General features: G+C 72.5%; 20 protein-coding genes. 12 read left to right on the top strand and 8 right to left on the bottom strand.

The annotated features are described in order from the left end of the window. Positions 1-36 precede the first annotated feature (36 nt). Complete coding sequence (locus OG509_RS40380) at positions 37-228, bottom strand: thiazolylpeptide-type bacteriocin (RefSeq protein WP_331741827.1); 192 nt, start codon at positions 226-228, stop codon at positions 37-39. Between the two features lie 562 nt (positions 229-790). Between OG509_RS40380 and OG509_RS40375 the strand changes: the two genes are divergently transcribed. Further along, positions 791-1,231 carry a transglycosylase SLT domain-containing protein gene (locus OG509_RS40375; protein ID WP_331741825.1) on the top strand — a complete coding sequence of 147 codons (441 nt, stop codon included), beginning with the start codon at positions 791-793 and terminating at the stop codon, positions 1,229-1,231. A gap of 105 nt (positions 1,232-1,336) precedes the next feature. Here the strand turns inward: OG509_RS40375 and OG509_RS40370 are convergent, their stop codons facing one another. Further along, positions 1,337-2,005, bottom strand: a complete 669-nt coding sequence (locus OG509_RS40370; protein WP_331741822.1) for an SGNH/GDSL hydrolase family protein — start codon at positions 2,003-2,005, stop codon at positions 1,337-1,339. Positions 2,006-2,307: 302 nt separating this feature from the next. On the opposite strand from OG509_RS40370, the gene OG509_RS40365 reads away from it, so the two are divergent. The 3 genes from OG509_RS40365 to OG509_RS40355 all read left to right on the top strand — a co-directional run bounded on the left by OG509_RS40365 (position 2,308) and on the right by OG509_RS40355 (position 6,710). Beyond that, entirely contained in the window at positions 2,308-3,381 is a 1,074-nt protein-coding gene (locus tag OG509_RS40365) for a nucleotide disphospho-sugar-binding domain-containing protein (protein ID WP_331741820.1), read from the top strand. Positions 3,382-3,580: 199 nt separating this feature from the next. Beyond that, complete coding sequence (locus OG509_RS40360) at positions 3,581-4,825, top strand: 4-hydroxybenzoate 3-monooxygenase (RefSeq protein ID WP_331741817.1); 1,245 nt, start codon at positions 3,581-3,583, stop codon at positions 4,823-4,825. A gap of 115 nt (positions 4,826-4,940) precedes the next feature. After that, complete coding sequence (locus OG509_RS40355) at positions 4,941-6,710, top strand: methyltransferase (protein ID WP_331741814.1); 1,770 nt, start codon at positions 4,941-4,943, stop codon at positions 6,708-6,710. Between the two features lie 45 nt (positions 6,711-6,755). Here the strand turns inward: OG509_RS40355 and OG509_RS40350 are convergent, their stop codons facing one another. Both OG509_RS40350 and OG509_RS40345 read right to left on the bottom strand, forming a co-directional pair. Continuing rightward, positions 6,756-8,315 (bottom strand): MFS transporter, encoded by a 1,560-nt coding sequence (locus tag OG509_RS40350; protein WP_406187886.1) that lies wholly within the window; start codon positions 8,313-8,315, stop codon positions 6,756-6,758. Positions 8,316-8,375: 60 nt separating this feature from the next. Further along, positions 8,376-9,470, bottom strand: a complete 1,095-nt coding sequence (locus OG509_RS40345; protein ID WP_331741811.1) for an alpha/beta hydrolase-fold protein — start codon at positions 9,468-9,470, stop codon at positions 8,376-8,378. A 429-nt stretch (positions 9,471-9,899) separates the two neighbouring features. Here OG509_RS40345 and OG509_RS40340 point away from each other — a divergent pair, with 429 nt between their 5' ends. From OG509_RS40340 to OG509_RS40315, 6 genes are read left to right on the top strand one after another with little or no spacing between them, the layout of a single operon-like run. Then, positions 9,900-10,979, top strand: a complete 1,080-nt coding sequence (locus OG509_RS40340) for a 3-oxoacyl-[acyl-carrier-protein] synthase III C-terminal domain-containing protein (protein WP_331741808.1) — start codon at positions 9,900-9,902, stop codon at positions 10,977-10,979. A 3-nt stretch (positions 10,980-10,982) separates the two neighbouring features. Continuing rightward, positions 10,983-11,870: a hypothetical protein gene (locus OG509_RS40335; protein WP_331741805.1), complete on the top strand. Its 888-nt coding sequence runs from the start codon at positions 10,983-10,985 to the stop codon at positions 11,868-11,870. Between the two features lie 10 nt (positions 11,871-11,880). Continuing rightward, positions 11,881-13,851 (top strand): fatty acid CoA ligase family protein, encoded by a 1,971-nt coding sequence (locus OG509_RS40330; protein WP_331741801.1) that lies wholly within the window; start codon positions 11,881-11,883, stop codon positions 13,849-13,851. Next, positions 13,836-14,924: an NAD-dependent epimerase/dehydratase family protein gene (locus OG509_RS40325; protein WP_406187885.1), complete on the top strand. Its 1,089-nt coding sequence runs from the start codon at positions 13,836-13,838 to the stop codon at positions 14,922-14,924. Before OG509_RS40330 ends, OG509_RS40325 begins: the two co-directional genes overlap by 16 nt. Next, positions 14,921-18,337, top strand: coding sequence for a non-ribosomal peptide synthetase (locus tag OG509_RS40320; RefSeq protein ID WP_331741795.1), 3,417 nt, complete (start codon positions 14,921-14,923; stop codon positions 18,335-18,337). The genes OG509_RS40325 and OG509_RS40320 overlap by 4 nt, the downstream gene beginning before the upstream one ends. Continuing rightward, entirely contained in the window at positions 18,334-19,044 is a 711-nt protein-coding gene (locus tag OG509_RS40315) for a formyltransferase family protein (protein ID WP_331741792.1), read from the top strand. Before OG509_RS40320 ends, OG509_RS40315 begins: the two co-directional genes overlap by 4 nt. A 61-nt stretch (positions 19,045-19,105) precedes the next feature. On the opposite strand, the gene OG509_RS40310 is transcribed toward OG509_RS40315, so the two are convergent. Next, entirely contained in the window at positions 19,106-20,056 is a 951-nt protein-coding gene (locus tag OG509_RS40310) for a helix-turn-helix domain-containing protein (protein WP_331741789.1), read from the bottom strand. Positions 20,057-20,127: 71 nt separating this feature from the next. Here OG509_RS40310 and OG509_RS40305 point away from each other — a divergent pair, with 71 nt between their 5' ends. Further along, on the top strand, positions 20,128-20,778 hold the full coding sequence (locus OG509_RS40305; protein WP_331741786.1) for an HD domain-containing protein: 651 nt from the start codon (positions 20,128-20,130) through the stop codon (positions 20,776-20,778). Positions 20,779-20,937: 159 nt separating this feature from the next. Further along, on the top strand, positions 20,938-21,489 hold the full coding sequence (locus tag OG509_RS40300; protein WP_331741783.1) for a YceI family protein: 552 nt from the start codon (positions 20,938-20,940) through the stop codon (positions 21,487-21,489). Positions 21,490-21,785: 296 nt separating this feature from the next. On the opposite strand, the gene OG509_RS40295 is transcribed toward OG509_RS40300, so the two are convergent. The 3 genes from OG509_RS40295 to OG509_RS40285 all read right to left on the bottom strand — a co-directional run bounded on the left by OG509_RS40295 (position 21,786) and on the right by OG509_RS40285 (position 24,843). After that, positions 21,786-23,273, bottom strand: a complete 1,488-nt coding sequence (locus OG509_RS40295; protein ID WP_331741780.1) for a glycoside hydrolase domain-containing protein — start codon at positions 23,271-23,273, stop codon at positions 21,786-21,788. An 86-nt stretch (positions 23,274-23,359) separates the two neighbouring features. Beyond that, positions 23,360-23,806 (bottom strand): peptidoglycan-binding domain-containing protein, encoded by a 447-nt coding sequence (locus OG509_RS40290; RefSeq protein ID WP_331741777.1) that lies wholly within the window; start codon positions 23,804-23,806, stop codon positions 23,360-23,362. Positions 23,807-24,246: 440 nt separating this feature from the next. Continuing rightward, complete coding sequence (locus OG509_RS40285) at positions 24,247-24,843, bottom strand: CGNR zinc finger domain-containing protein (protein WP_331741774.1); 597 nt, start codon at positions 24,841-24,843, stop codon at positions 24,247-24,249. Between the last annotated feature and the right edge of the window lie 30 nt (positions 24,844-24,873).

Raw genomic sequence — 24,873 nt, 5'->3', positions numbered from 1 at the left:
TGGGCCGACCGCACGGGAGCGGCCTCGTCACGGCCGTCAGACGACGGGCGTCTCCACCTGCGGCTGGGCGCAGGAGGACGAGCCCTGACAGGAGCAGGAGCCCCACGAGGCGCCGTTCTCGGGCAGTGCGGCGGTGTCGCTCAGCGCGGTGACGGTCAGCTCGCTGAGGTCGAGGTCCAGGTCGAGGTCGAGGTCGTTGTACCCGGTGGTGGCAGCGTTTTCGGACATGCGGATTTCCTCTCGCTTCTGGGGGATTGCAGAACCGCGAAGACGGTGTGCCCGGGGCATCCGAATGAGCGTCGCGGTGCACCAAGAGTGTCTGCGCCGTCACGGACCGACGGCAATCGTGGTGTCATGTCGGAACCGTTGGGGGGCAGGGCCTTTGGGTGGCGGGGGGTGCGGAAAGCGGCGTTCGAGGCGCCCGTTTCCTTCGGTTCGCGTTGAAAGTGGCCCGGCCCACACACCATTTCGTGTAGCAAGCCACCACAGAAAGTGACATTCGGGGCCCCGCCCGGTGACCCGCCCCACAGGACCCACGTCACATACGACATGAACTAGTAGCCCCCACCGCCCCCGGCCCCCACCCGAAAACCCCACCCCCACCTGCACGAACGCCGGTGGAACCGCCCCGGGCCGGACAGGCCCCCGCTGCGAGGACGGCTAGTACCAGGGGCCGTTGCCATGGCCCCACCGGCCTGGCTAACTGGTGATGTCGCCACGGCAGCGGGCCTTCGCCCCCCGCCCGACGAACCCCTCTCCACCGCGTGAGTGGCTCACGCATGCCTTCGGCATGCGGCGACCGACCTTGTCCCCGTCGGAAGGCTCATCCGTGTCCCACATCATCCGCCGCATCGCCGCCTCCAAGAAGACCCTCGCCGGCTCCATCGTCGCCCTGGGCGTCGCCGGCTCCATGCTCGCCACGGTCCCCGCCCAGGCGGCCCCCACGAGCGCCAAGGCGATCGCCCAGCAGATGATCAAGGACCCGGCACAGTTCGCGGCCTTCAACAACATCGTTTCCCGCGAGAGCGGCTGGAACCACACCGCCACCAACGCCTCCTCCGGCGCCTACGGCCTGGTCCAGGCCCTCCCCGCCTCGAAGATGGCCTCCGCCGGCGCCGACTGGAAGACCAACCCCGCCACCCAGATCAAGTGGGGCCTGGACTACATGAACTCCCGCTACGGCAGCCCCGTCGGCGCCTGGAACTTCTGGCAGACCCACCACTGGTACTAAGCCACCAGCGGACAGCACGGCAGACGCACGAAAACGCCCGGCCGGGACATCCCGGCCGGGCGCTTTCGCGTGTGCAAGCCCGTCTGACCACCTCACCCGGTCCCGTCACGTGACCAGGCGCAGCCAGGCCGCCGCGAGGGCGGCGTGACCGGCCGGCGTCGGGTGTACCCCGTCCGCGGCCCAGTGCTCGGGCCCGCCCGCCGCCGCGAGCTCGGCGAACATGCCGTCGGAGGCGAGCAGGTGCGCGCCGTACCTGCGGGCGAGCTTGCGCACGACCTGGATCTTCGGGTCCAGGTCGGTGCGCCATTCCTCTCGCTCCTTCTCCCCGATGAGCACGCCCCCGCCACCGGCCTCGACGGTGCCGTGGATCGGCAGGAGGAACGGCTCGATGAGGATCAGCTCCGTGCCCGCCTCGGCGAGGGGCGCGAGCAGGCGGTCGTAGCCCGCTTCGAACTCCTCCGCGGAGATCACGTACCCCTCCGGGTCCATCGTGTGCCAGCCCATGTCGTTGACCCCGGCGAGGATCGACACCACGTCCGGCCGCGCGTCGAGTACGTCCGTCCGCCAGCGGGCTTCGAGGTCCGCCACCTTGTTGCCGCCGATCCCGGTGTTCAGCCAGGTCACGGGCCGGTCCGGATGCCGGAGTCCCCACTCGCCCGCGACCCGCAGCGGGTAGCCGAACCCCAGACCGTCCTCGCTCTCCAGCCGCTGGCAGTCGGTGATCGAATCGCCGGTGAACATCACGGTGCTCCCCGGTCGGACAGTGATCGTCATGTGCGCTCCTCGGATCCCGAACCCCCGGCCGGATGGGCACCCGGCCGGACCCCTCGAAAGGTGTCAGGTCCCACCGACATGGGACCGACGTCGGACCGACACCCCCGACACCCCACCGACGAGTGGCGGATTGTCTGATTTTCGACGGTGTCTCGGGGAACACGGCGTCCCTTGCGGCCAGTTCAGTGAGGGGAACGGGGGTGGGCTCCTGCGGCTTGTCCCCGTGTGTCAGGTCGTAGGCAAGGAGAACAGCTGTGCGTGTACTTTTCACCGGTCCGGCTGCAGCCGGTCATCTGTTTCCGATGATTCCGACTGCGCAGGCTTTGCGTGCTGCTGGTCATGAGGTGTTGTTCGCGGGCGCGCAGCCATTGGACCGGCTGCGCGAGGCGGGTTTCGCGATCGTCGAGATAGGCGACGGCCGCACCATCCGGGAGGTGATGGAGCAGTCCTCCGACGAGAAGATGCGGTACGTCGCCCACGACATGACCCAGGATCAGATTCTGGACAGGGCGGCCCGCGGCTTCGCGCTCTTTTCCCGGCCCACGGTGGACGGCCTGTTGGAGGTCGCCGGCAACTGGGGCGCGGACCTGCTGGTCTACGACTCCTTCCAGGCCTCCGCCCCGCTCGTCGCGGCGAAGCTCAAGATCCCGTCGGTGATCCAGAACTTCGGCGTCACCTCCGGACTGGACATGGTCGGCCGGCTCGCCGCGAACTTCACCGAGGCGTACGAGACGTACGGGGTGGCCGGCCCCGCCGAGCCCACCGCGCTGAACATCGTCCCCGCCTCCCTCGGCGGCGACCCCGGCGGCCTGCGGATGCGCTACCTCCCCTACAACGGCGGCGGCACCGTCCCCGCCGCGCTGCTGCGCCGCGGCGCCCGCCCCCGCGTCACCGTCACCCTGGGCACCGTGCTCACCGAGATGGACGGCGTCCGCGCCATCGTCCGCCTGATCGAGGCCGCCGCCTCGGTGGACGCCGAGTTCCTGCTCGCCGTCGGCGACGCCGACCTCACCGCGCTCGGCACCCTCCCGGACAACGTCCGCCCACTGCCCTGGGTCCCGCTCGCCGAACTGCTGACCACCTCCGACGCGCTCATCCACCACGGCGGATCCGGCACCATGCTCACCGCCCTCCAGGCCGGCCTGCCCCAGCTCCTGCTTCCCCAGGGCGCGGACCACTTCAGCAACGCCGACGCCCTCACCGCCACCGGCGCCGCCCTGCGCTCCACCTCCGACGCCGTCGACACCCCGCTCCTGACCCGCCTCGCCACCGACCCGGCCCTGCGCGAGGCAGCCTCCCGCCTCCAGGCGGAGAACGCCGCCCTCCCGTCCCCGGCCGAAACGGTCCCCGCCCTGGAGGCCCTGGCCGCCTCCTAGGGGTTGTCCTCCAGGGGGGTGTGCGCCCGGGCGTGTGTTCGTACCCGCGCGCCCGGCGCACACCACCGCCCCGCCGCGGACACCGCTCCCGGCCCCGCCGCCACGGGCCGGAAACGTCAAGGGTGATTGTCACTCTATTCCCGCCTACGGATGGCTTGCGTAGGTTCACGGATCTTCGCGTGCTTATGCTGCACGCGCTATGACGGAAAGTCAGAACTCCCGCGCCTTACGGGAATCAGCCGACGTGGTCGTCCTCGGTGCCGGTCCGGCCGGGCTCGTTCTCGGAATCCTGCTGCACGCAGCGGGGATCGACTGCGTCCTCCTCGAACGCGCCTCCCGCACCCATGTCCAGACCCGGGCCCGCGCCGGGTTCCTCGCCCCGAACACCGTAGGGATCCTGGACCGCCACGGTCTCTCCGACGGCCTGCACCGCGACGGCAGCCGCCACGGCACGTGCGAGTTCCGTACGGAGGACGGCCGGTTCCGGCTCGACTACGGAGCCCTCGGCCAGGGCGGGCAGCACCACGTCTACCCGCAGCAGAACCTGGTCACGGACCTCCTGACGCACTACCTCGACCGCGGCGGACGCATCCGCTTCCACACCGAGGCGCTCGCCGTACACGATGCCGACGCCATCGATGGCACAGGCGGCACAGGCGGCACCCGGCCGTACGTCACGACGCGCGAGCCCGACGGCCGTCCCACGCGATGGAATGCCCGCTACGTCGCCGGCTGCGACGGGCGGCACGGGGCGGCCCGCCGCTCCCTGCCGCCGGGCGCCGTCCGCCACCACCACGACCACGGGGTGACCTGGCTCGGCCTGCTCGCCGAGGCCCCGCCGAGCCTCGACGCCGTCGGTTACGCCGTCCACGACCGGGGCTTCGCCGGGCACATGGCCCGCACCCCGGGAGTCACCCGCTACTACCTCCAGTGGCATCGCGGCACCCCCGCCGACGCCTGGCCCGAGCAGCGGATCTGGGACGAGCTGGACCTCCGGATGCGCGCCGCGGACCACGGACCGCTCCACCGGGGCACTCTCCTGGAACGCGGGATCTTCGACCTCACCTGCGACGTGATCGAACCGCTGCGCCACGGCTCGCTGTTCCTGGCGGGCGACGCGGCGAGCCTGCTCGCCCCGGCCGCCGCGAAGGGCGCGAACCTCGCGGTCCTGGAGGCCGAGATCCTGGCCGCAGCCCTGACCGACGCCCTGACCCGGGGCGACACCGCGGGACTCGACGGGTACTCGGACCGGTGCCTGGCGCACATCTGGCGGGCGCAGGAGTTCACCGGGTGGATGACCCGGCTGCTGCACGCGGCTCCCGAAGGGGACCACCGGAGTGCCGGATCGTTCTTCCACGCCGCCCTGCGGCGCTCCCGGCTCGATTCGCTGCGCACCTCGCGCATCCACCAGGACTGGTTCGCCGAGAACTACGTAGGCGTGTGACCGCCGCCCCACCCCACCCTGCTCCACCCCACCCTGCTCCACCCCACCCTGCCGCACCCCACCCTGCTCCGCCCTGCCCTGCCCAGCCCCGTACCGGCCCGAGGACACCCCCACGATGACGACGACGCTCCCCGACGAAACGATGCTGCTCCTGGACGACACGGCCCGCCTGCGCGCGGCAGCCGAGTTCGTCCGCGAGCACGACAGCGCCGCCCTGTTGCCCCTCCTCCTGCCCGGCCTCGACGGACCGGACCTGCGGGCGCTGGCCGGGCACTGCCGGTTCGCCCACGCGGGGCTGCTGCTCTTCCCGCCGGACGCGGACGGCCTGCGGGCCCAGCTCGCCGCATGCGGGCTGGCCGTGGACACCCCCTCCCACCCCAGCGTGGTGGTCCGCGAACGACTTGCCCGCCGCCACCGGCGCGATCCGGCCGAGCTCGACGTCCGCATCCTGCGCCCGCACGTGGACGGCGGCGCCGGAGAGCGCCGCGCGGTCGAGGTGTTCGCCCTGACCGTGCCCCCGCACTCCGGTCTGGAGCGGATCGCCGCGTACGAACGCACCCGCCGGCACGAGGCGCACCTCGCCTTCGAGATCGAGCACTCGGACCCGCTCGCGCTGCGCGGCCTGTGCGCGATCCTCGTCCGCCACGGCGCCCGCCCCGACGGCGGCGGCTACAACCCGCACGAGGACGGCACGGTCCTGTACTTCACCACCCCCGCCGATCCGGCCTGCGGCTACCGGCGGCTGGAACTCTACGTACGCGGCGACCACCGCGCCGCCCTCGCCGCCCACCTGGACCACCCCGACGAGCACCACCACCCCCACGGCACCCCACGGCAGTCCGCCGAAACGCTCCTTCGCCTCCTCACCGGCGCCTGGACCACACAGGCACTCGCCGCCTTCGCCCGGCTGCGCCTGCCCGACGCCATGGACACCCGCACCGCGCACCGCACCGAGGACCTCGCCCGGCTGACCGGCACCCGCCCCCGGAGCCTCGCCACGCTCCTGCGCTACCTGGCCATGCTCGGCGCGGTCGCCCAGGACCACGAGGAGGACGGCTTCCGCCTGACCGAACTCGGCGCCCTGCTGCGCTCGGAGGCGCCCGGGTCGATGCGACCGCTGGCCCTGATGTACGGCGGCCCGTTCTACCGCTCCTTCGGCGAACTCGACCACGCCGTGCGGACCGGACAGCCGGCCTTCGACCACCTCTTCGGCGAGAACCACTTCGACCACTTCGCCCGCGACCCCGAGCTCGCCGCCCTCTTCGACCGGTCCATGGCCGCGAGCTCACGGATGTTCGAGCCGCTCCCGGACCACCCGGTCATCACCGCCGCCGCCCGCAAGTCCACGTCCGCGCCCGCGACCGTCGTCGACGTCGCCGGCGGGAACGGGGAGCTCCTCGGCCGCGTCCTCACCGCGCACCCGCGCCTGCGCGGCGTCCTCCTCGAACGCCCGCACGCCGTCGAAGCCGCCCGCCGCCTGCTCGACGCCGCGGGCTGCGGCGCGCGCTGCGACTACCGCGCCGGCGACTTCGCCGACGTACCGCCCGGCGGCGACGTCTACGTACTCTCCCGGGTCCTGCACGACTGGGACGACGACCGCTGCCGGGAGATCCTGCGCCACTGCGCCCGCGCCATGCCCGCCCACGCGGACCTGCTCGTCGTGGAACGGCTCCTGCCCGCCGACGGTTCCCCCTCGCTGGCCACCGCCTGGGACCTGCACATGCTGTGCAACGTCGGAGGCCGCGAACGCCGCGCCGACCACTACGCACGCCTGCTCGCCGACGCCGGCCTCCAGCTCGTCGGCCACAGCCCGCTGCCCCTGGACGCGCACGTGCTGCACGCCCGCAGGGCGGCCGTCCCGGACCCCACCGCCCGACGGAGCTGAGCCGGGACGACCCCTCGTACCCCGCGAACGACAGGACCCTGCCGTCTACGCCCGATCGTCCCGGCCGCGGCCCGACTCGGCGAATTCCGCCTCCCCGGGGAGAAAGGCGACCGCCGCGGCCGCCGCGAGCATCACGGCCGCGCCCACGTAGAACGCGGCCGACACGGCGGTGGTGACCGAGGCCTTGAGACCCGGGATCAGGTCGGCGGGGATCCCGGCGGGCAGGGGCGCCCCCCGCTGTGTCGCCGCCACCGCCTTCCCGATGGATCGCTCGACCTCGTCGAAGCGGTCCGACGGGATACGGCCGTCCCGTACGAGGATCCGGCTCAGGTGCGCGCCCTCACGATGCGCCACGATCGCCCCCATGACCGCCAGACCCAGCGCCGCGCTGATCTCCCGGGCGGTCTGCAACAGCCCCGCCGCGCCACCGCGCATCCCCCGGGAGGTGGCGTTCAGCGCGGTGACCCAGGCCGGGCTGACGCAGAGCCCCATGCCGATGCCCATCACGCAGTAGAAGGGCACCAGCCAGCCGTAGTTCTGCCGGTGCAGCTCCACCGCCGAACAGAACAGGGCCCCCACGCACAGCACCATGCCGATTCCCAGCGGAACGCGCGGCCCCAGACGGTCGTAGAGCCTTCCACCGAGCGGCGCGAACACCACCGTGGGGAGAGTGAGCGGCAGTACGGCGAGACCCGCCTCGAAGGGAGACATTCCCACGACGTCCTGAAGCCAGATGACTCCGAACACCGCGAATCCCACGAACGCGAAACGCACCGTCGAGATGACCGCCGCCCCCACCGTGAATTCCCTGTTCGCGAACAACCCGAAGGGCATGAGCGGATCCGATTGCCGCCGCTCGCGCACCACCAGGAGCGTCATCAGTACGGCTCCGGTGGCGAGCAACGAGATGACGGCAGCCGAGGACCACCCCCAGGAGCGCGCCTGCATGAGGGGGAGGACCACGCACACCAGACCGCCGATCAACAGGGGCGCGCTCGACCAGTCGACGCGTTCGCGCCGTGGTGGTTTGTTCGTGAGCAGAAGATGCGCAAGGACCAGTGCGGCGATGCCCAGGGGCGGGTTGACGAAGAAGATCGCGCGCCAGGAGAACGCCGTCGTCAGCAGGCCTCCGATCAGCGGAGCCGTGCCGTACAGCACGGTGGAGACGCTGGACGAGATGCCCATCGCCCGGCCCCGCTCCCGGCGTCCGAATTCCTCGATGATGAGTACCTGGGAGGCGGGCCGGAGGATCGCCGCACCGGCTCCCTGGGCCGCGCGCGCGGCGATGAGCCAGACCTCGGACTGGGCCAGCCCCGCCGCGGCCGAGGCCACGACGAACAGGAGGGTTCCGAAGCGGAAGGCGCGTTCGTACCCGAAGACGTCGCCGATGCGTCCGCCGAGCGGGCTCATACAGGCGAAACTGAGCAGATACGCATTGATGATCCACTGCACTCCGGTGGTCGAAGCGCCCAGACTCCGCTGGATGGTGGGAAGGGCGACCAATACCACCAGGGCATCGATGGCGATCATCGACGAGGCGCAGGTCATCACGGCCAGGACCCACCAGCGGTGACGCTCGCCCGTAAACCGCTGTCGCCGCGTCACGAATTCCTTCTTACACGGTTTTGCGGCCGCTCTTCCCGGCGCGCAGGCCGTGTCGTTCCGCTATTGCGGCTTCGGGCCCTTCATCAGCTTGCTGAGCTGCTCCAGCTGGCCTTCCTTCATGCCCCGGACGTAGTCCCAGCCGTTGTGGTCGCCGCCCTGGATCTCGTGGATCGAGACCTTGATCGGGCCCTTGCCGAACTGCTGCTGGAACTTCTCCATCCGGTCGCGGCCGCCCTCCTTGGTGCCGTACTGGAAGAGGACGTCCACCTCGGGGCCCTTGTTGTTGATCAGCTTCGGGGCGAGCTTCTCGGGGTTGTTCGCGTCCATCTCCGCCTGGTGGCCCTTCCAGAGCGGGGAGTCCGGGACGATCTCGCCGCCGTTGGCGATGACGGCCCGGAAGCGGTCCGGCTTCTGCAGGAGCTGCTTGAGGCCGACGAAGGCGCCGGAGGAGTTGCCCATGAAGGCCCAGCCGTCGCGGGATTTGTAGGTCCGGAAGTTGGCCTTCGCGAGATCGGGTACGTCCTCGCCGATCCAGGTGCCCATCTTGGCCTGGCCGGGGATGTCGGAGCCGTCGTAGTAGTACTTGGCGTCCGGGTTGAGGATCGGCATGACCACGATGAAGGGGAGGCTCTTGCCGGCCGCGGCGCCCTCGGAGATGGCCGCGTGGAGGCCCAGCTTCGGCATGGTCGCCCAGTAGTTGTCGGCGTTCCCGTTGCCCCCGGGTAGCGCGATCATGACCGGGAAGGCGCTCTTCGCGTACTCCGGGCGGTCGTACTCCTTGGGCGTCCATACCCAGACGCTGCCCTCGAAACCGGACTTGGCGCCCTTCACCCGGGCCTTGGATATGCGGGTGCCGTCGTCCAGCTTGACCGTCTGCTTGAAGTCGGTGAACGGACCGGCGGGCAGGGACACGTCCGGGTCCGCGCTCGGCGCCGAGGCCTGCTTCCCGCCGCCGGCCCCCGCGTCCTTGCCGTTGTCCGCTCCGGCGGGGGGCTTCGCGTAGCTGACGGCTTCCCCGTTCCCGTCGAACCAGTCCGTCTTCCAGTAGACCAACCCGGCGCCGGCGCCGGCGAGCAGGGCCACGGCCACTGCGGAGCCGATCCACACCTTCTTACGGGATCGCCTGGGCTGCTGCGGCTGCGGGTACTCGTGCACGAACTTCGCTCCGAACAGTGCGGCTGCCCTCGGCCGGGCAGAACGGGTGGGTACTCCTTTTGGGATGCGTTCTCGACCGCCAAGGTTGCAAAAATATGCGAAAAATGTCGTTTAGGATTCAAATGAATGCGTCCGCGCCGCTGTTCAGTGCGACGGGTCCAGGCGGGCGGCTGTGAACTCCTGACACACCCAAAGGCGGACCGAGCGGTTCCGGACAGGTTTTGTGCACCCTGCGTGATGTTCCGGCCGACGATCGCAGTGCCGGGAGGGGCCACGGCGGGGTGTCGGTGACATGCGGTCCATGGGATGCCTGGCTGGTAATCGTCCTGTCTGCACCCTTCAAGGCCTTTTGCGGGACGTGTGCGCCGATCCCTACGCTACGGTAACTTCGCTGTCTGTAACGGGGATGTCCCATGGAGAACGCGAAGTATGAGCACCAACACCAACACCAGCACACTGAATCGCCACAGCCGCTTGGAGGCCCTGGGGGCCCACCTCCCCGAGACCGTGATGACCACCCGGGAGCTGACCGAGGGGATAGCCGCCGTCCGTGACGCGGACCTCCAGCGGATCACCGGAGTCGCCGAGCGCCGGGTGTACGACCCCGATCCGGCAGCCGCCGAGAACTCCTTCTCGATGGCCCTGTCCGCCGCCCGGGACTGCCTGGACGCCTCCCGCTACGAGGCCGCCGACCTCGACGTCGTCATATCGGCCTCGATCACCCGGTTCACGGACGGCGGCCGCTTCACCTTCGAACCGTCCTTCGCCTCGCTGCTCGCCCGCGAGCTGGGCGCACGACCGGCCGTCCAGTTCGACGTGTCCAACGCCTGCGCCGGCATGATGACCGGCGTGTACCTGCTCGACCGCCTGATCCGCTCCGGCGCGGTACGCAACGGCCTGGTCGTCAGCGGTGAGCAGGCCACCGCGGTCGCCGACACGGCGGCCCGCGAGGTCACCGACTCCTACGACCCGCAGTTCGCCTCGCTCTCCGTCGGCGACTCGGCGGCCGCCGTCGTCCTGGACGCCTCCACCGACGAGGCCGACCGGATCCACTACGTGGAACTGATGACCTGCTCGGAGTACTCGCACCTGTGCATGGGCATGCCGAGCGACCGCAGCCAGGGCATCGCCCTCTACACGGACAACAAGAAGATGCACAACCGCGACCGGCTCAAACTGTGGCCGCGGTTCCATCGGGACCTCTTGGCCAAGCAGGGCCGGGAGTTCGCCGACGAGGAATTCGACTACGTCATCCAGCACCAGGTCGGCACCCGTTTCATCGACTACGTGAACCAGACGGCCGAGGCCGAGTTCGGGGCGCCCATGCCGACCTCCCTCGCGGTCGTCGAGCAGTACGGCAACACCGCCACCACTTCCCACTTCCTGACGCTGCGGGAGCACATGCGGGCCGGCACAGCCCGCCCCGGATCCCGGTTCCTCATGGTCCCCGCCGCCTCCGGCGTGGTGACCGGCGCCCTGTCGGCCACGATCACGAACATGGGGGTCTGAGCCATGGGAATGGTCATCGCCGCAGCCCACACCGCCACGCACCACGGCACCGGACCCGCCTCCGCCGTCGAACTAGCGAGCCGTGCCGCCCGCGCCTGCCTGTCGCAGGCGCAGGTCTCCCCGTCGTCCGTCGGCGTCCTCATCAACGTCGGCGTCTACCGGGAGTCCAACACCTTCGAGCCCGCCCTCGCGGCCCTGGTCCAGAAGGAGGTCGGCATCAACCTGGACTACATCGCCGACCCGGCCCCCGCCGCCGGCTTCTCCTTCGACCTCATGAACGGTGCCTGCGGTGTCCTGAGCGCCGTACAGCTCGCCCAGAGCCTCCTCGACACCGGCAGCACCGAACGCGTCCTGATCACCGCCGCCGACGTGCACCCCGGCGGCGACGCCCGCCGCGACCCCGACTACCCGTACGCGGACCTGGCCGGCGCCTTCCTCCTCCAGCGCAGCGCCGACCCCGACGCCGGGTTCGGCCCCGTGTCCGTGTACGCGGGCGACGGGCCCACCGACACCGAGGGGTACCTCGACACCGCGGCCATGGGCAGCGACGGCCGCTCCCGGATCACGGTCCGCCGTACGGAGGGACACGGGGCGCGGCGCAGCGCACTCGCCGCCGCCTGCACCGTCCGGTACGCCCGCGAGCACCGCCTGGACCTGGACCGCACCCTCGTGGTCGGCCCGAGCGTCGGTGAGGACACGCGCGCCGGGGATGCCCCGCGCGCCGAGGCGGACCCGAGCACCGCCGGCGAGCCGCACACCGCCGCCCCGATCCTCGGCTACCTCCAGGCCCTGGCCGCCCCGCGCCCCAAGGACCGCGACCGGCTCCTCATGGTCGCCGCCGGCGCCGGCCCCAGCGCCGCCTGCGCCACCTACCGGCCCGAAGGCTGGTGAAGGCGAAGCCATGACCATGACCACGAGCACCGTTCCCCGTTCCGCGACCGCCGCCGGCCTGGCCGACCGCCTGGAGCGCAACGCCGCCGCCTTCCCGCACAAGCCGGCCGTCATCCACCCCGACGGCCGCGAGCCCGGCGGCGGCCCGCGCTACCGCGAAGTCACCTACGGGGAGTTGCAGGACTCGGTAGAGGAGATCTCCCACGGACTCGCCCGCGCCGGGATCACCCGCGGGACCAAGACCGTACTGATGGCACCGCCCGGCCCGGAACTCTTCGCCCTCGCCTTCGCGCTCTTCCGGCTCGGCGCCGTCCCCGTCGTCGTCGACCCGGGCATGGGCGTGCGCCGGATGCTCCACTGCTACCGCGCCGTCGGCGCCGAGGCGTTCATCGGGCCACCGCTCGCCCACCTCGTACGGGTCCTGGGCCGGCGCACCTTCGGCCGCGTACGCATCCCCGTCACCCTGGGCCGCCACCGGCTGTGGGGCGGCCACACCCTCGCCGCGCTGCGGACCGCCGCAGGCCCGCGTACCCCTGCCGCGGACGTAGGCGGCGACGACCTCCTGATGATCGGGTTCACCACCGGAAGCACCGGCCCCGCCAAGGGAGTCGAGTACACCCACCGCATGGCGCTCTCCATCGCCCGCCAGATCGAGGCCGCCCACGGGCGTACCCGCGACGACACGTCACTGGTGACCCTGCCCTTCTACGGCATCCTCGACCTCGTCTACGGCTCCACCACCGTCCTCGCCCCCCTCGCACCGGCCAAGGTCGCCCAGGCCGACCCCGCCCTGCTCGTGGACGCGCTGAAACGATTTGGCGCGACCACCATGTTCGCCTCGCCCGCCCTGCTGCGGAACCTCGCCGACCACCTCACCACCCTGGGCCGCCCCCTGCCCGACCTGCGCTGCGTCGTCTCCGGCGGCGCGCCCGTCCCCGACTCCGTCGTCGCCGCCCTGCGCACCGTCCTCGACGAGAAGGCGTCCGTCCACGTCACGTACGGGGCCACCGAGGTCCTGCCGATCACCTCGATCGAATCCGAGGAGATCCTCGGCGAGACCTCCGCCGGCAGCGCCCGCGGAGCCGGCACCTGCATCGGCCGCCCCGTCCCCGGCACCCGCGTCCGCATCATCCCCGTCACCGACGGCCCGCGCCCCCACCTCTACCCGGGGACCGCCCTGCCAGCCGGCAGCGTCGGCGAGATCCTCGTCGAGGGCGAGTCCGTCAGCCCCCGCTACCACGGCGCGCCCCACTCCGACGCCCTGCACAAGGTGCACGAAACCCGGCCCGACGCCGCCGAACTCACCTGGCACCGCACCGGCGACCTCGGCTACCTCGACGACCGCGGCCGGCTCTGGTTCTGCGGCCGCACCTCCCAACGGGTGCGCGCCGCCGGCCGGGACCTGCACACCGTGCGCTGCGAGGGCGTCTTCAACGCCCACCCCCTGGTGCGCCGCAGCGCCCTGGTCGGCATCGGCCCGGCCGGCGCCCAGCGCCCCGTCGTCTGCGTGGAGACCGCCGTCCCGGCCGGCGGCCCCGCCTGGCAGGACCTGGCCGCCGAACTGCGCGCCCTCGCCGCCGAACACACCCCCACGCAGGGGCTGGAGGAGTTCCTGCACCACCCCGCCTTCCCCGTCGACATCCGCCACAACGCCAAGATCGGCCGCGAGCAGCTGGCCCGATGGGCCGAGCGGCGCCTCGCCCCGCCCCCGCCCCTCTTCTCCCGGACCCGCGCGGCCCGCCTCGTACCGCTCGCCGGCTGGGCGTACCTCCTCGGAGGCGCGATCTGGGCGGCCGTCGGGGACGTCCCCGACGTACCCCTGCTGCGCTGGCTCTGGTGGGCCGACGCCTTCCTCAGCATCCCGGTGCACGCCGCGCAGATCCCCCTCGCACTGCCACGGGGCAGGGCCGCGGGCCACGGCCGTGTGGCCACCGCCGCACTGACCATGCTCTACGGCGCGACCTGGTGGCGAACCCTGTGAACATCCTGATCACCGGGGCCACCGGCTTCCTCGGCGGCCACCTCGCCGACGCCTGCCTGCGCGACGGCCACCGGGTCCGCGCCCTGGTCCGGCCGGGCAGCGACACCGCCCGCCTGAGCGCCCTCGGTCCGGGACTCGACCTCGTACCCGGCGACCTCGCCGACACCGCCTCGCTGGCCCGCGCGGCCATCGGCTGCGACACCGTGCTGCACAGCGCCGCCCGCGTCGTCGACCACGGCAGCCGCGCCCAGTTCGAGGAGGCCAACGTCACCGGAACGCAGCGGCTGCTGACGGCGACCCGCGCGGCGGGCGCCACCCGCTTCGTCTTCGTCAGCAGCCCGAGCGCGCTGATGCACCTGCGCGAGGGAGACCGGCTCCGGATCGACGAGAGCACCCCGTACCCCACCCGGTTCTTCAACCACTACTGCGCGACGAAGGCCGCCGCCGAGCAGTACGTACTGGCCGCGAACACACCGGACTTCACCACCTGCGCGCTGCGCCCGCGCGGCATCTGGGGCCCGCGCGACCACGCGGGCTTCCTGCCCCGCATGATCGCCTCCATGCGGGCGGGCCGGCTGCCCGACCTGTCCGGCGGCAAACGGGTACGGGTCTCGCTGTGCCACGTCGACAACGCCGTCGACGCCTGCCTGCGCGCGAGCGCCGTCCCCGCCGAACGCGTGGGCGGCAAGGCGTACTTCGTGGCCGACCGCGAGGAGACCGACCTGTGGGCCTTCCTCACCCGCGTCGGCTCCCTCCTCGACTGCCCGCCGCCGCACCCCCGCGTCCCCGTAGCGGCCACCCGCATCCTCGCCGGGGCCGTCGAGGCGGCTTGGCGCCTGCGCCCGTCGGCCGGTACGGGCCCACCACTGAGCCGCTACATGACGGCCCTCCTCACCCGCTCCACCACGTACGACACGGGCGCCGCCCGCCGCGACCTCGGCTACGACCCGCCGCGCGCGCAGGAGGACGGCGTGAGCGGGCTGCTCCGCTGGATCCACGGCATCGGCGGCATCGACGCCTGGGCACACCCGCACGCGTCCACGCGCACCGACGAAGGAACCACCCCAAGATGACACCCCCTCGCATCGCCTACCGACGGCCGGTATCGCCCACCGAACACCTCTACCTCTCCGCCGGGCACGCGCGCGGCGCCATGGCCCTGCGCATCGTCGTCGAAGGGCGCACCGCCCCCGAACCGGCGGCCTTGCGGGCGGCGGTCGCCCGGGCCGCCGAGACCTGCCCCGGCTCCCGCCTGGTACGACGCGGGCCGCTCTGGACCGCCGAGGGCCCCCTGCCCACGATCCGGTACGCCGCTCCCGCCGCCGGCGCCATCGACGTGTCGGACCCGGCCACGGCGGCACTCCTCACGGGCCGCTCGCGCCGCGGCGACCCGCCGGGGTGCGAGGTCCTGGTGATCCCCGGCACCTCTTCCGTCGCCCCGGCCACCCTCGTGTTCAGCACCTCGCACGCCCTGATGGACGGTCACGGCGCCCTGATCTGGGTACGGGAGGTCTTCCGCGCCCTGCGCGGGGAGCCCGGCCGACCCGCCCTCGCCCCGGACACCGACCGAGGCCTGCTGCGCCGCCTCGGCGCCACCGCCCGCCGCCCGGCACTCGCCCCCGCCCACCCGTCCCCCCTGGGCCGCCAGGCCCCGGGCCCGGAGCAAACCCTGTGGCTCCGCCGCACCCTCCCGGGCCACCACCCGGCCCTCACGGCCAGACTGGCCCAGGCCCTGACGGACAGCGCCACGACGGGCGGTGCCCTGACGGGCAGCGCCCGCTCCGGCAAGGCGGCGACGGGCGGCGGCCTTACGGGCGGTGCCCTGACGGCCGGCGCCGTGACGGGCAGCGGCGGCACCGGCGGTGCCCGCTCCGGCAGCGCGGCGCCGCGAGGCGGCGGCACCCGGGTCATGATCCCGGTGGACCTGCGGCGCCACCGCCCCGGTATCGCCTCGACCGGCAACCTCACCCTGCCGGTGTTCCTGGACCTGAGCCCCGGACAGGAGTGGCCGAGGGCACAGGTCACCCTGCTCCGGGCCCTCGCCGAGAACCAGGAGCTCGCCGAGGGCTTCGAGTCGGCCCTCCTCCCACTGCCGCCGACGGCCACTCGCCTCCTGCTGCGGGCCGCCCAGGCAGGCACCGTACGGGCCGACCGCCACCTCGCCTCGGCCGTCGTCTCCCACCTGGGGCGCCTGGACCCGGCCGAGTTCTCCGGCGGGGGCTTCACGGCGACGACCCTGTACGCGCTGCCCGTCCACGCCCCCCTGGTCCCCGTCTCGGTGGCCGCCACCGAGACGGACACCGCCACGGAGCTCACGATGGGCGTCCGCGGCGGCCCCGGCCTGGCCGAACGCGGCACCCGCCTCCTGGACGAAGTCCTGAGCCACCTGCCGACTTCCGCCGCACCGGCACCGGCGCCCGCGTCCGCGGTGCCCGTACCCGCGTCAGTACCTCCGCCCGCGCAGCCCGCCCGCACACCTGGGGAGCCTGCGCCTCCGGCCCCCGCCGCACCGGCACCGCCGCCATCGCCGACGCCCGCGCCGGCCGCGGCACCCGCACCCGGGCCCGTACCGCCCCCCGCCACCGTCGTGCAGTTCTTTCGCGCGCAGGCCGCCCGTACCCCCGCCGCGCCCGCGCTCGACGGCCCCGACGGCGTGGTCACGTACGCCGAACTCGACCGCCGCTCCGATGCCGTGGCCGCCGAACTGCTCCGCCGCGGCATCGGCCGCGAAGACCTCGTCGGCCTGGTCGTCGACCGCACCCCGGCCGGGGTCTGCGCCCTGTGGGGGATCCTCAAGGCGGGTGCCGCCTACGTGCCGCTGGATCCCGCCCACCCCGCCGCGCGGACCGCGGAGATCCTCCGCGCCTGCGGCGCCCGGCTCTGCCTGACCCAGCGCCACCTCGCCGAAGCCCTCAGCGGGCTCGTCCCCTGCCCGCTCCTCCTCGCCGAGGACCTCCTCACCGGCCCGCCGCCCCACCCCGTACCCCCGGCCCCCGCGCCCGAGGACCTCGCGTACGTCATCCACACCTCCGGCTCCACCGGCCGCCCCAAGGGCGTGCAGATCGAACACCGCGGCCTCACGGGCTTCGTCCGCTGGATGACGCAGGTCTGCCGCGTGGACGCCCGGACCCGCTTCGGCTTCGCCTCGTCCTACGGCTTCGACATCTCCTGCTTCCCCCTCTTCCTGCCCCTCCTGGCCGGCGGCACGGTCGTCCTCGCGCCCGACGCGCCCTCGCGCGCCACCCTGCGCCGGCTCGTCACCGACCACCGGGCCGACACCCTCGCCCTCACCCCCTCCCACCTGGCCCTGCTGCCCGACCAGGGCGACGTACGCACCCTGCTGCTCGGCGGCGAACCGCTGACCCCGGCCGCCGTACGCACCGCCCGTACCGCCTTCGGTCCCGACTGCCGCATCATCAACGGCTACGGCCCCACCGAGACGACCGTCGTCTGCCTCGCCCATGTGGTGGACGACGCGCGGCCCACGACCGCCGCCACCCTCCCCATCGGCACCCCTGGCCCCTACGCCCACATCCACCTCGTCACCGAGGACGGCGACCACATCGGCACCGGCCCCCAGGACACCGGCCGTACGGGGGAGATCGTCGTCAGCGGCCCCCAGGTGGCCCGCGGCTACCTCGGCCCGCCGGACGGCAGCCCCTCCCCGTTCGCCGAGCACGAGGACGGCACCCGTACCTACCGCACGGGCGACCTCGGCAGGCGACTGCCCGGCGGGGCGGTCGAGTTCGCAGGGCGCATCGACGGCCAGCTCAAGATCGCCGGGCACCGCATCGAGCCCGCGGAGATCGTCGCCGCGCTCGAAGCCCGGCCCGAGGTGAGCCGCGCCGTCGTGGCCGTCCGCCGCCGCCCGCACACCACGACGCCGGTCCTGTGCGCGTACGTGGTCCCGGGCCCCGGCGGCCCCTACGGCCCGGACGGGGCCCCGGGCCACCCGACGAAGCCGGGAGGCCCGGGCCGTCCGCAGGGCCCGGCGGACCTGAACGCCCCGGGCAGCCCGCACGCCCCAGACCTTCCCGCCCCCGACCTCCCCGCCACCCTCCGCTCCGCGCTCACCGCCCTGCTGCCCGCCGCCATGGTCCCGGCCCACATCATCACGGTGGACGCCATCCCCAGCACGGTCGCCGGCAAGACCGACCTGGACGCCCTGCCCGACCCCTTCGCCTCCGCTCCCGCTCCCGCCCACGACACGGCGGAGCCGGCCACCACCCTCCAGGCACGGGTGGCCGCCCACTGGTCCGCGATCCTCGCCGTGGACCCCGCCCGCCTCTCCGCGGAATCCGACTTCCAGACCCTGGGCGGAGACTCCCTCGCCCTGGTGGAAATGCTCACCGCCGTCTCCGAAGACCTCCTGGAACCCGCCCAGGCCCGCCGCTTCATGGCCGGCCTCGACTGCCTGGTGCGGAACCTGACGCTCGCACAGGTCTGCGCCCACCTCACCGCCGCCCGGGAGGAGCTCCCCGCATGATCTTCGTCGGAGACGGCGCCCTCCTGCGCCGAGCCGTCGCACACGCCGCAGCGCAAGGCCACCCCGTGGACCTCGTCTGCTCGCAGGACCCGCAGGACGCGCCAGGCGGCGCCCCGCACCTCCACCTCCCCACCCCCGCCGACATCAACTGCCACGCCGAGGCCCTCGCGCACGCCTGCACCGACGGCCTCGTCTGGTCCCTCAACAACCGCCGGATATTCCGCGCACCGCTCCTCTCCAGGGGCCTGCGCATCCTCAACATCCACAACGGCCTGCTGCCCCGCCACCGCGGACTGCCCTCCGTGGCCGTCCTCTTCGCCCTGCTGAACGGCGAGCGCGAGTACGGCGCCACCCTCCACGAGGTCGACGCGGGCATCGACACCGGCCGCGTCCTGGCCGTACGCCGCTTCCCGATCGCCCCCGACGCCCGCCACTTCCAGGTCATGCTCCACGGCGTGCGCGCCTGCCAGGCCCTGTTCGAGGAAACCCTGCCGGCGATCGCCGCGGGAGCCCCCCTCCCACCCCCGCCCGCCCCCGCCGGCCCGTCGGCGTACTACGGAACCCGCGCCCTGGCCCGCCTGTCGGCCCACCGCAACCACCCGGCCTACCCCGCCGCCACGGACCTCGGCCCCTTCGCCACCCACGCCCCCGAACTCGCCGCGGCGATCACTCGCGCGACAGGAGAGGACTTGCTGCCTACGGTGTGAGGACCGAGCAACACCCGGGCCGCGAGGAACGACATGCCCGACAGTCCCGTCCCGGCATCCGTCAGCCGACGAACGTCTCGCGGTAGACACTGGGCGGCACCCCGACGTGCGTCTTGAACAACGCCCGGAAATTGGCCGGGGTGCCCAGGCCGCAGTGGCGTGCGACGGCCTCGACGGTGAGATCACCGGATTCGAGGAGTTCGCGTGCGCGGGCCAGCCGGGCGTCGAGCAGCCACCGCATGGGCGGCAGCCCGGTGTCGGTGTGGAAGCGGCGGATCAGGGTCCGGCGGGACAGGCCGGCCCGGCGCGCCAACTGGTCGACGGTGAGCGGCTGGTGCAGGTTGCGCAGGGCCCAGTCGTACAACGCGGCACCGTCGGACGGCTCCGGTCGCACCGGCAGGTCGATGAACGGGCTCTGACCGCCGGTACGGTGCGGCGCGGCCACCAGCAGGCGGGCCTGCTGGTTCGCCAGGCGGAGGCCGTGGTCGCGGCGGATGAGGTGGAGGCACAGGTCCAGGCCGGAGGACACGCCGCCCGAGGTGAGCACCTGGCCCTCGTCGACGTACAGGTCCTCGGGCACGACCGTCACCCGGGGGTACCGCCTCGCCAGCACCTGCGCGTACGCCCAGTGCGTGGTGGCCCGGCGGCCGTCGAGCAGGCCGGCGGCGGCGAGGGCGAACGCACCGGTGCAGATGGACACCATGCGGGTCCCGCGGGCCGCCGCCCCCGCCAGTGCGGCGGTCACCTCGGCGCCGGGCACGTCCGGCTCCAGGTAGCCCGGGACGATCACGGTGTCGGCGGACGCCAGGGCGTCCAGACCGTGCGCGACGGACAGCGCGGGCCCGCCGTGCATCGGGACGGGGCCGGGCCGCTCCGCGCAGACCGTCAGCGTGTACGGGCCGTCCCGCCAGCTCCCGAAGGCCTGCATCGGGATCCCGATGTCCAGCGCGAGGACGTTTTCGAGGGCCACCACGACCACGTGGTGTGCCCCGCCCGATGTCCGACCCGTCATGGCACGATTCTATCGCCTCATGGCATGCGTGCCACTGACGGTCGGGCCCGATACGCGCCTACGGTCGCCTCATGGACACTGAACCCCGCCTCCTGCCGGCGCTCCCGGACACACCGATCGCCCGTGCAGCCATCGAGCTCGTCCGGTCGAGCGAGAGCGAGCCGGTCGCGAACCACAGCATCCGCAGCTACGTGTTCGCCGCACTGCTGGCCGAACACGAAGGGCTGAGGCCCGGCATCGACTTCGACGCCGAACTCCTCTTCCACGCCTGCGTACTGCACGACCTCGGGGCCTCGCCGACGGCCCCGGGCCAGGCGCGCTTCGAGGTCGAAGGCGCCGACATGGCCGCCCGGTTCCTCACCGAGCACGGCTACGGCGCGGACAAGACCGACCCGGTGTGGGAGGCGATCGCCCTGCACACCTCGGAAGGCATCGCCGAGCGCCGTGGCGTGCTGACCTACCTCACCCGCCGGGGCATCGGCGTCGACATCGGCTTCGGCACCGAGTTCGTCACCGACGCCCAGGGCGAGGCGCTCCACGGCCGCTACCCGCGCCTGGACATGACCACTGTCCTGGTCGACGACGTCGTCCGGCAGGCCGCCCGCTCCCCGCAGGCCGGCGCCCACTACACCGTCCCCGGCGAATTCCTCCGCGAACGCGGCGAACCCGGCGCCGTAACCGTCCTCGAACTCGCGGCACGAGCCTCCCGCTGGGGCTCCTGACCCCGACACCACTGCCCGACGGCCCGAGGTCGCCGGTCGGAGTGCACTCCGTCGCCGCCCCGTGCGTCCGGCCGGGACGGGCAACGGTCGCGCCCTAATGTGGGTCCGGAACGATCCGGGCATACCGCCAGGATCCCGGTCTTTCGGAGGCGTCCCACCATGACCGTCGCAATCCCCGAGCTCACCGGGGACTACGTCCTCGACCCCGCCCACACCCGGATCGGCTTCGTCGCCCGCCACGCCATGGTGACCAAGGTCCGCGGCGCGTTTCACGAGTTCGAGGGCACCGCCCACCTGGACGGCGCCGATCCGGCCCGATCCACCGGCCAGGTGGTGATCAAGACCGAGAGCATCGACACCGGCGTCGAGCAGCGCGACCAGCACCTGCGCACCAACGACTTCCTGGACGCTCCCAGCTTCCCCGACATCACCTTCCGCACCACCTCGGTCGAGGCTCGCTCGGATTCCGAATACCGCGTCACCGGCGACCTGACCATCAAGGAGACCACCCGCCCGGTCACCATCGACTTCGAGTACACCGGCAATGCCGTCGACCCCTACGGCAACCTGCGGGTCGGCTTGGAAGGATCGCTGACCATCTCCCGCAAGGATTTCGGCATCACCTGGAACGCGGCCCTGGAAGGCGGCGGAGTCCTGGTCGGCGACAAGGTCGTCCTGGAGTTCGACATCTCCGCGATCAAGCAGGGCTAGGTCGTGTCGTCAAAGTCCCTCCCCCGGCTACCGCTGGGAGGTGCCCCCAGGCCGGCGGGGTCCGGCACGCACGCTCGCCGCGTTGTCGTCGGTCACCGACGTCCCCCAGCTACCGCTGGGAGGTGCCCCCACCGCGTCGATTCCCTCCTCCGCCTTGCGATCGCACGCACCAGACCCCGCCGGCGCCGCCCTTCGGGCGGCCGACGCTACTTTGACGACACTCCCTAGCACCGCCGTGCGCCGCGCGCGGATCCGTACCCGCGCGCGGCGCACGGCTCCCGCAATGAGACCCGCCGTCAGCTCCGGTCGGCGGCGAGGGCCTTGGCCGCCTTGAGGCGGCCAGGGGCCAGCGCATCGGTGGCGCCCGCACCCACGCCCGGGGTGGCGTCCCAGCCCCGGATCTTCGACGCGACCCGCCTCAGCCGGGCGTCGCCCGGGCGGACCGCGATCCCGAAATGGGACTCCTTGGCGGGCGTGGAGTCCCCGCCCCACTGAACCACGCCCTCCAGGTCGGCCAGGATGTCCCTCACCACCACCAGCTCGTGCGGGAAGAGCCCGTCCCGGGCGCCGAGCGGGTAGCGCAGCGCGCGGATCGCCGCGAAGTAGATGACCGTGTCGCGGTTGAAGCCGTAGCCCTCCGCACACGAGTGGGCGTTGAGCGCGTGCGCGAAGCCCTGCTGGTACGTGAAGTCCTGGAGCCGCCGTGCGTTGTCCTGGTAGATCGGGAAGACGCTCAGCCCGGCCGCGAAGACGTCCTGCAGCTCGCCCGGCTTGATCTCCTTGTCGAGGGTGCTGCCGGGCGGGTCGAACAGATAGCGGCCGACCACGCGGTACCCCGCCTGGAAGAGGGCGTCGGCCCGCGCCCGGGTGATCGCGAAGCGGGTGTCGCAGGCCGCTGTCTTGCGGTTCGGGTCTCCGGTCGAGACCAGCAGCTGCGCCCAGGTGGCGTAGTCTCCCACGCCGTCCCGCTGCTCCAGCTCGGAGAAGTGCTGGAACTCCTCGACCCAGTCCTTGAGCTCGGAGTCGAACGTGCTGCGGAACCCGACCTCGACGTTGGCCTTCTCCTTGACGATCGGCGAGTTGAGTGCGCAGGCCCCGGAGAAGAGCTCCACGAAGACGCCGGAGTCACCCGGCTTCACGGTGTGCGCCTTGAGGCCCGCCTGGGTGCCCGGGCCGAACGAGCCGGTCGCCTGGTCGTCGGGGATGCCCAGCTCGTACTGGATGCCCTTCATCAGGGATTTCTGCACGTCGCGCGAGTAGACGCCGTCCGCGGGCCCGATGAAGAAGGAAGGCCGGCTGTAGTAGCGGCTGTTGAGCCAGCGCTGCACGGTGCGGACCCGGTCGGTGCCCCCGGACACCGTGACGTACGCGTCCATGCAGAGCAGCGCCTTGAAGACCTTGGGCTGCACCCACCCGTTGGAGGCGTCGATGCCGGCGTGCTCCTTGAGCTTCATCACCGACTCGCCGACGCCGGGGCCGTAGACGCCGCTGCCGTCGCCGCCCCAATAGCCCTTGCAGAACAGGGCGTGCCCGACGATCTTCTTGATGTTGGCGTTCGGCTCGGGCTCGGCGATGTCTGCGCGCGCCGCGAGCCTGGCGAGTGTGGTGGGGCCGAAGGAGGCGCTGACCGGGGCGATGCCGAGCTCGTGCTGGAGCCCCATCGTCAGCGCGTACATCGTCGACCAGCCGGTCAGCCCGTTCTCTGGGCACCTCACGTAGCCGGGAACCGCTCCGTAGGTGCTGTTGACCCACTGCTGAGCAGCGAGGACTTTTGCGTCCGCCATGACTTCCTGTGCCTTCCGCTCCTGATGAGGACGGAAGGGCTACGGCAGACTGCCGTAGCCCTTCGGGTGCCTGTACCGGCCGGGTATTAGCGGATGGGGCCCGGCGCCTGGGTCAGGCGCAGGCAGCGCGGCTGCCAGTTCTGGCTCCAGTACCACTTGAGGGCGTCCCGGGTGTTCGGCCCGTAGACCCCGTCGGCGGTGACGCCGGCCATCGTCTGCGCCCGCTTGAGGGCCTTGGTGGTGGCGGGGCCGAACTGGCCGTCCTCGTCGAGGTAGGTCACGCCGTCGAAGTAGCACCCGTTCAGGGTCTTCTGGAGTTCGCGGACGCCGTTGCCGGTGTTGCCCGAGCGCAGGCTGCAGAAGTTGCTGCTGGAATCGCTGACCGGAACCCCGGTGGCGTAACCGGCCGCGTCGACGTAGCCGACGCCCTGCGTGCAGACCGGCATCGCGGCGGACGCCGTGGTCACGCTGGTGGTGAGTGCGCTCAGGGTGAGAGCGGCGACGGCGCCGAACGCGGCGAGAGTGCGCTTCATGAGTGGGATCCCCCTTGTGGAGCATGGCCGGATCGAGCGGCCGGATCGAGCGGCCGGATCGTGCCGCTGGAGGGCGGCGAGCCGAAAACTAACACCGTGCTCCCGCCCTCCGCCGCCCCCTCCACGGCTCCTTCCCGGCCTTCTCAACGGGCTGCGGGAAGGCCCGGTGACGTGCCCCACCCGGCCTTCCCGCCCCCGTGAAGGCCGCTTCCCACACCGTCCCAGAGACACCCCGACTCCCGTCCCGTCCTGCCCACCGCACGGATGAGGGCCGGACCTCACCGAGCGGCGAGCATCGGGGTGTACGTGCCGTGCTCCGTCCTCGGCCGGTCCCCGGTCGATCGCCCGCAGGTCGATCGGGGTGCAGGCACCAGCCACCCGCCGCGCCGACGCCCGCAGCCTGTCCCCACAACTGACGGCTGGGCGCGCGCCCGTGCGCCCTACGCGAACCCGCTCGACCGCTCGGCGGAGCGCGAGCGCCGATGGGATGCGACGCGTTCCCGGGTTGCGCATCGTCGGGAGCAGTAGCGGCGTTCCGGGCCGCTGCCCTGGGTGATGAAGACGTTCCGGCAGCTGGGTGAGGCGCAGATCCCGCCGGGCGGGCGCTGGCGGTCCCAGACGAGCACGGTCAGTGCCATGCACGACGAGGCGAGGAGCCACTCGTCCCAGGGCGCGTCGTCGTCGTGGTCGAGGTGGGGATGCCAGGGGGCGCTGCCACCGTGTGAGGTCAGGCGCAGCGGTCCGGTGTGTTCCTGCAGGAGACGGTTGAGGCCGGCTGCGGCGCCATCGGCGTGCTCGGCGGCGAAGACCTGCCGCAGCAAGGCGGCGGCTGCGCGCATTCCGGCGACATCGCGGGTGGTGAGGTCGATGGGGTCCGGCTCACCGTATGCGCGGAGCACATCGGCGACTTCCGCCGGGTCGGGGCAGTCGTCGGCGAGGGCGTTGACCAGGGCTGCGGTCCGCTGAGCCGTGGTCAGCACAGAGTGCCGGGTGGACCAGTCGTCGGTGTTGGTGGACACAGGCGCAATGTAACGCATCTTGCCGAGGTTTGAGTTACCTCCGTAACG

Origin of the sequence: Streptomyces sp. NBC_01006, from assembly GCF_045162725.1 — a bacterium.
Lineage (GTDB): Bacteria > Actinomycetota > Actinomycetes > Streptomycetales > Streptomycetaceae > Streptomyces.
Note: the sequence above shows the minus strand (reverse complement) of the source record. Positions and strands in the feature narration are given on the sequence as shown.

What these genes read in the sequence shown, in the direction of transcription:
- OG509_RS40360 (WP_331741817.1), top strand. Translation starts at nt 3,581, where the DNA reads ATGACGGAAAGTCAGAACTCCCGCGCCTTACGGGAATCAGCCGACGTG.
- OG509_RS40355 (WP_331741814.1), top strand. Translation starts at nt 4,941, where the DNA reads ATGACGACGACGCTCCCCGACGAAACGATGCTGCTCCTGGACGACACG.
- OG509_RS40290 (WP_331741777.1), bottom strand. Translation starts at nt 23,806, where the DNA reads ATGAAGCGCACTCTCGCCGCGTTCGGCGCCGTCGCCGCTCTCACCCTG.
- OG509_RS40375 (WP_331741825.1), top strand. Translation starts at nt 791, where the DNA reads ATGCGGCGACCGACCTTGTCCCCGTCGGAAGGCTCATCCGTGTCCCAC.
- OG509_RS40320 (WP_331741795.1), top strand. Translation starts at nt 14,921, where the DNA reads ATGACACCCCCTCGCATCGCCTACCGACGGCCGGTATCGCCCACCGAA.
- OG509_RS40330 (WP_331741801.1), top strand. Translation starts at nt 11,881, where the DNA reads ATGACCATGACCACGAGCACCGTTCCCCGTTCCGCGACCGCCGCCGGC.
- OG509_RS40310 (WP_331741789.1), bottom strand. Translation starts at nt 20,056, where the DNA reads ATGACGGGTCGGACATCGGGCGGGGCACACCACGTGGTCGTGGTGGCC.
- OG509_RS40315 (WP_331741792.1), top strand. Translation starts at nt 18,334, where the DNA reads ATGATCTTCGTCGGAGACGGCGCCCTCCTGCGCCGAGCCGTCGCACAC.
- OG509_RS40370 (WP_331741822.1), bottom strand. Translation starts at nt 2,005, where the DNA reads ATGACGATCACTGTCCGACCGGGGAGCACCGTGATGTTCACCGGCGAT.
- OG509_RS40340 (WP_331741808.1), top strand. Translation starts at nt 9,900, where the DNA reads ATGAGCACCAACACCAACACCAGCACACTGAATCGCCACAGCCGCTTG.
- OG509_RS40365 (WP_331741820.1), top strand. Translation starts at nt 2,308, where the DNA reads ATGATTCCGACTGCGCAGGCTTTGCGTGCTGCTGGTCATGAGGTGTTG.
- OG509_RS40380 (WP_331741827.1), bottom strand. Translation starts at nt 228, where the DNA reads ATGTCCGAAAACGCTGCCACCACCGGGTACAACGACCTCGACCTCGAC.
- OG509_RS40285 (WP_331741774.1), bottom strand. Translation starts at nt 24,843, where the DNA reads ATGCGTTACATTGCGCCTGTGTCCACCAACACCGACGACTGGTCCACC.
- OG509_RS40335 (WP_331741805.1), top strand. Translation starts at nt 10,983, where the DNA reads ATGGGAATGGTCATCGCCGCAGCCCACACCGCCACGCACCACGGCACC.
- OG509_RS40305 (WP_331741786.1), top strand. Translation starts at nt 20,128, where the DNA reads ATGGACACTGAACCCCGCCTCCTGCCGGCGCTCCCGGACACACCGATC.
- OG509_RS40295 (WP_331741780.1), bottom strand. Translation starts at nt 23,273, where the DNA reads ATGGCGGACGCAAAAGTCCTCGCTGCTCAGCAGTGGGTCAACAGCACC.
- OG509_RS40300 (WP_331741783.1), top strand. Translation starts at nt 20,938, where the DNA reads ATGACCGTCGCAATCCCCGAGCTCACCGGGGACTACGTCCTCGACCCC.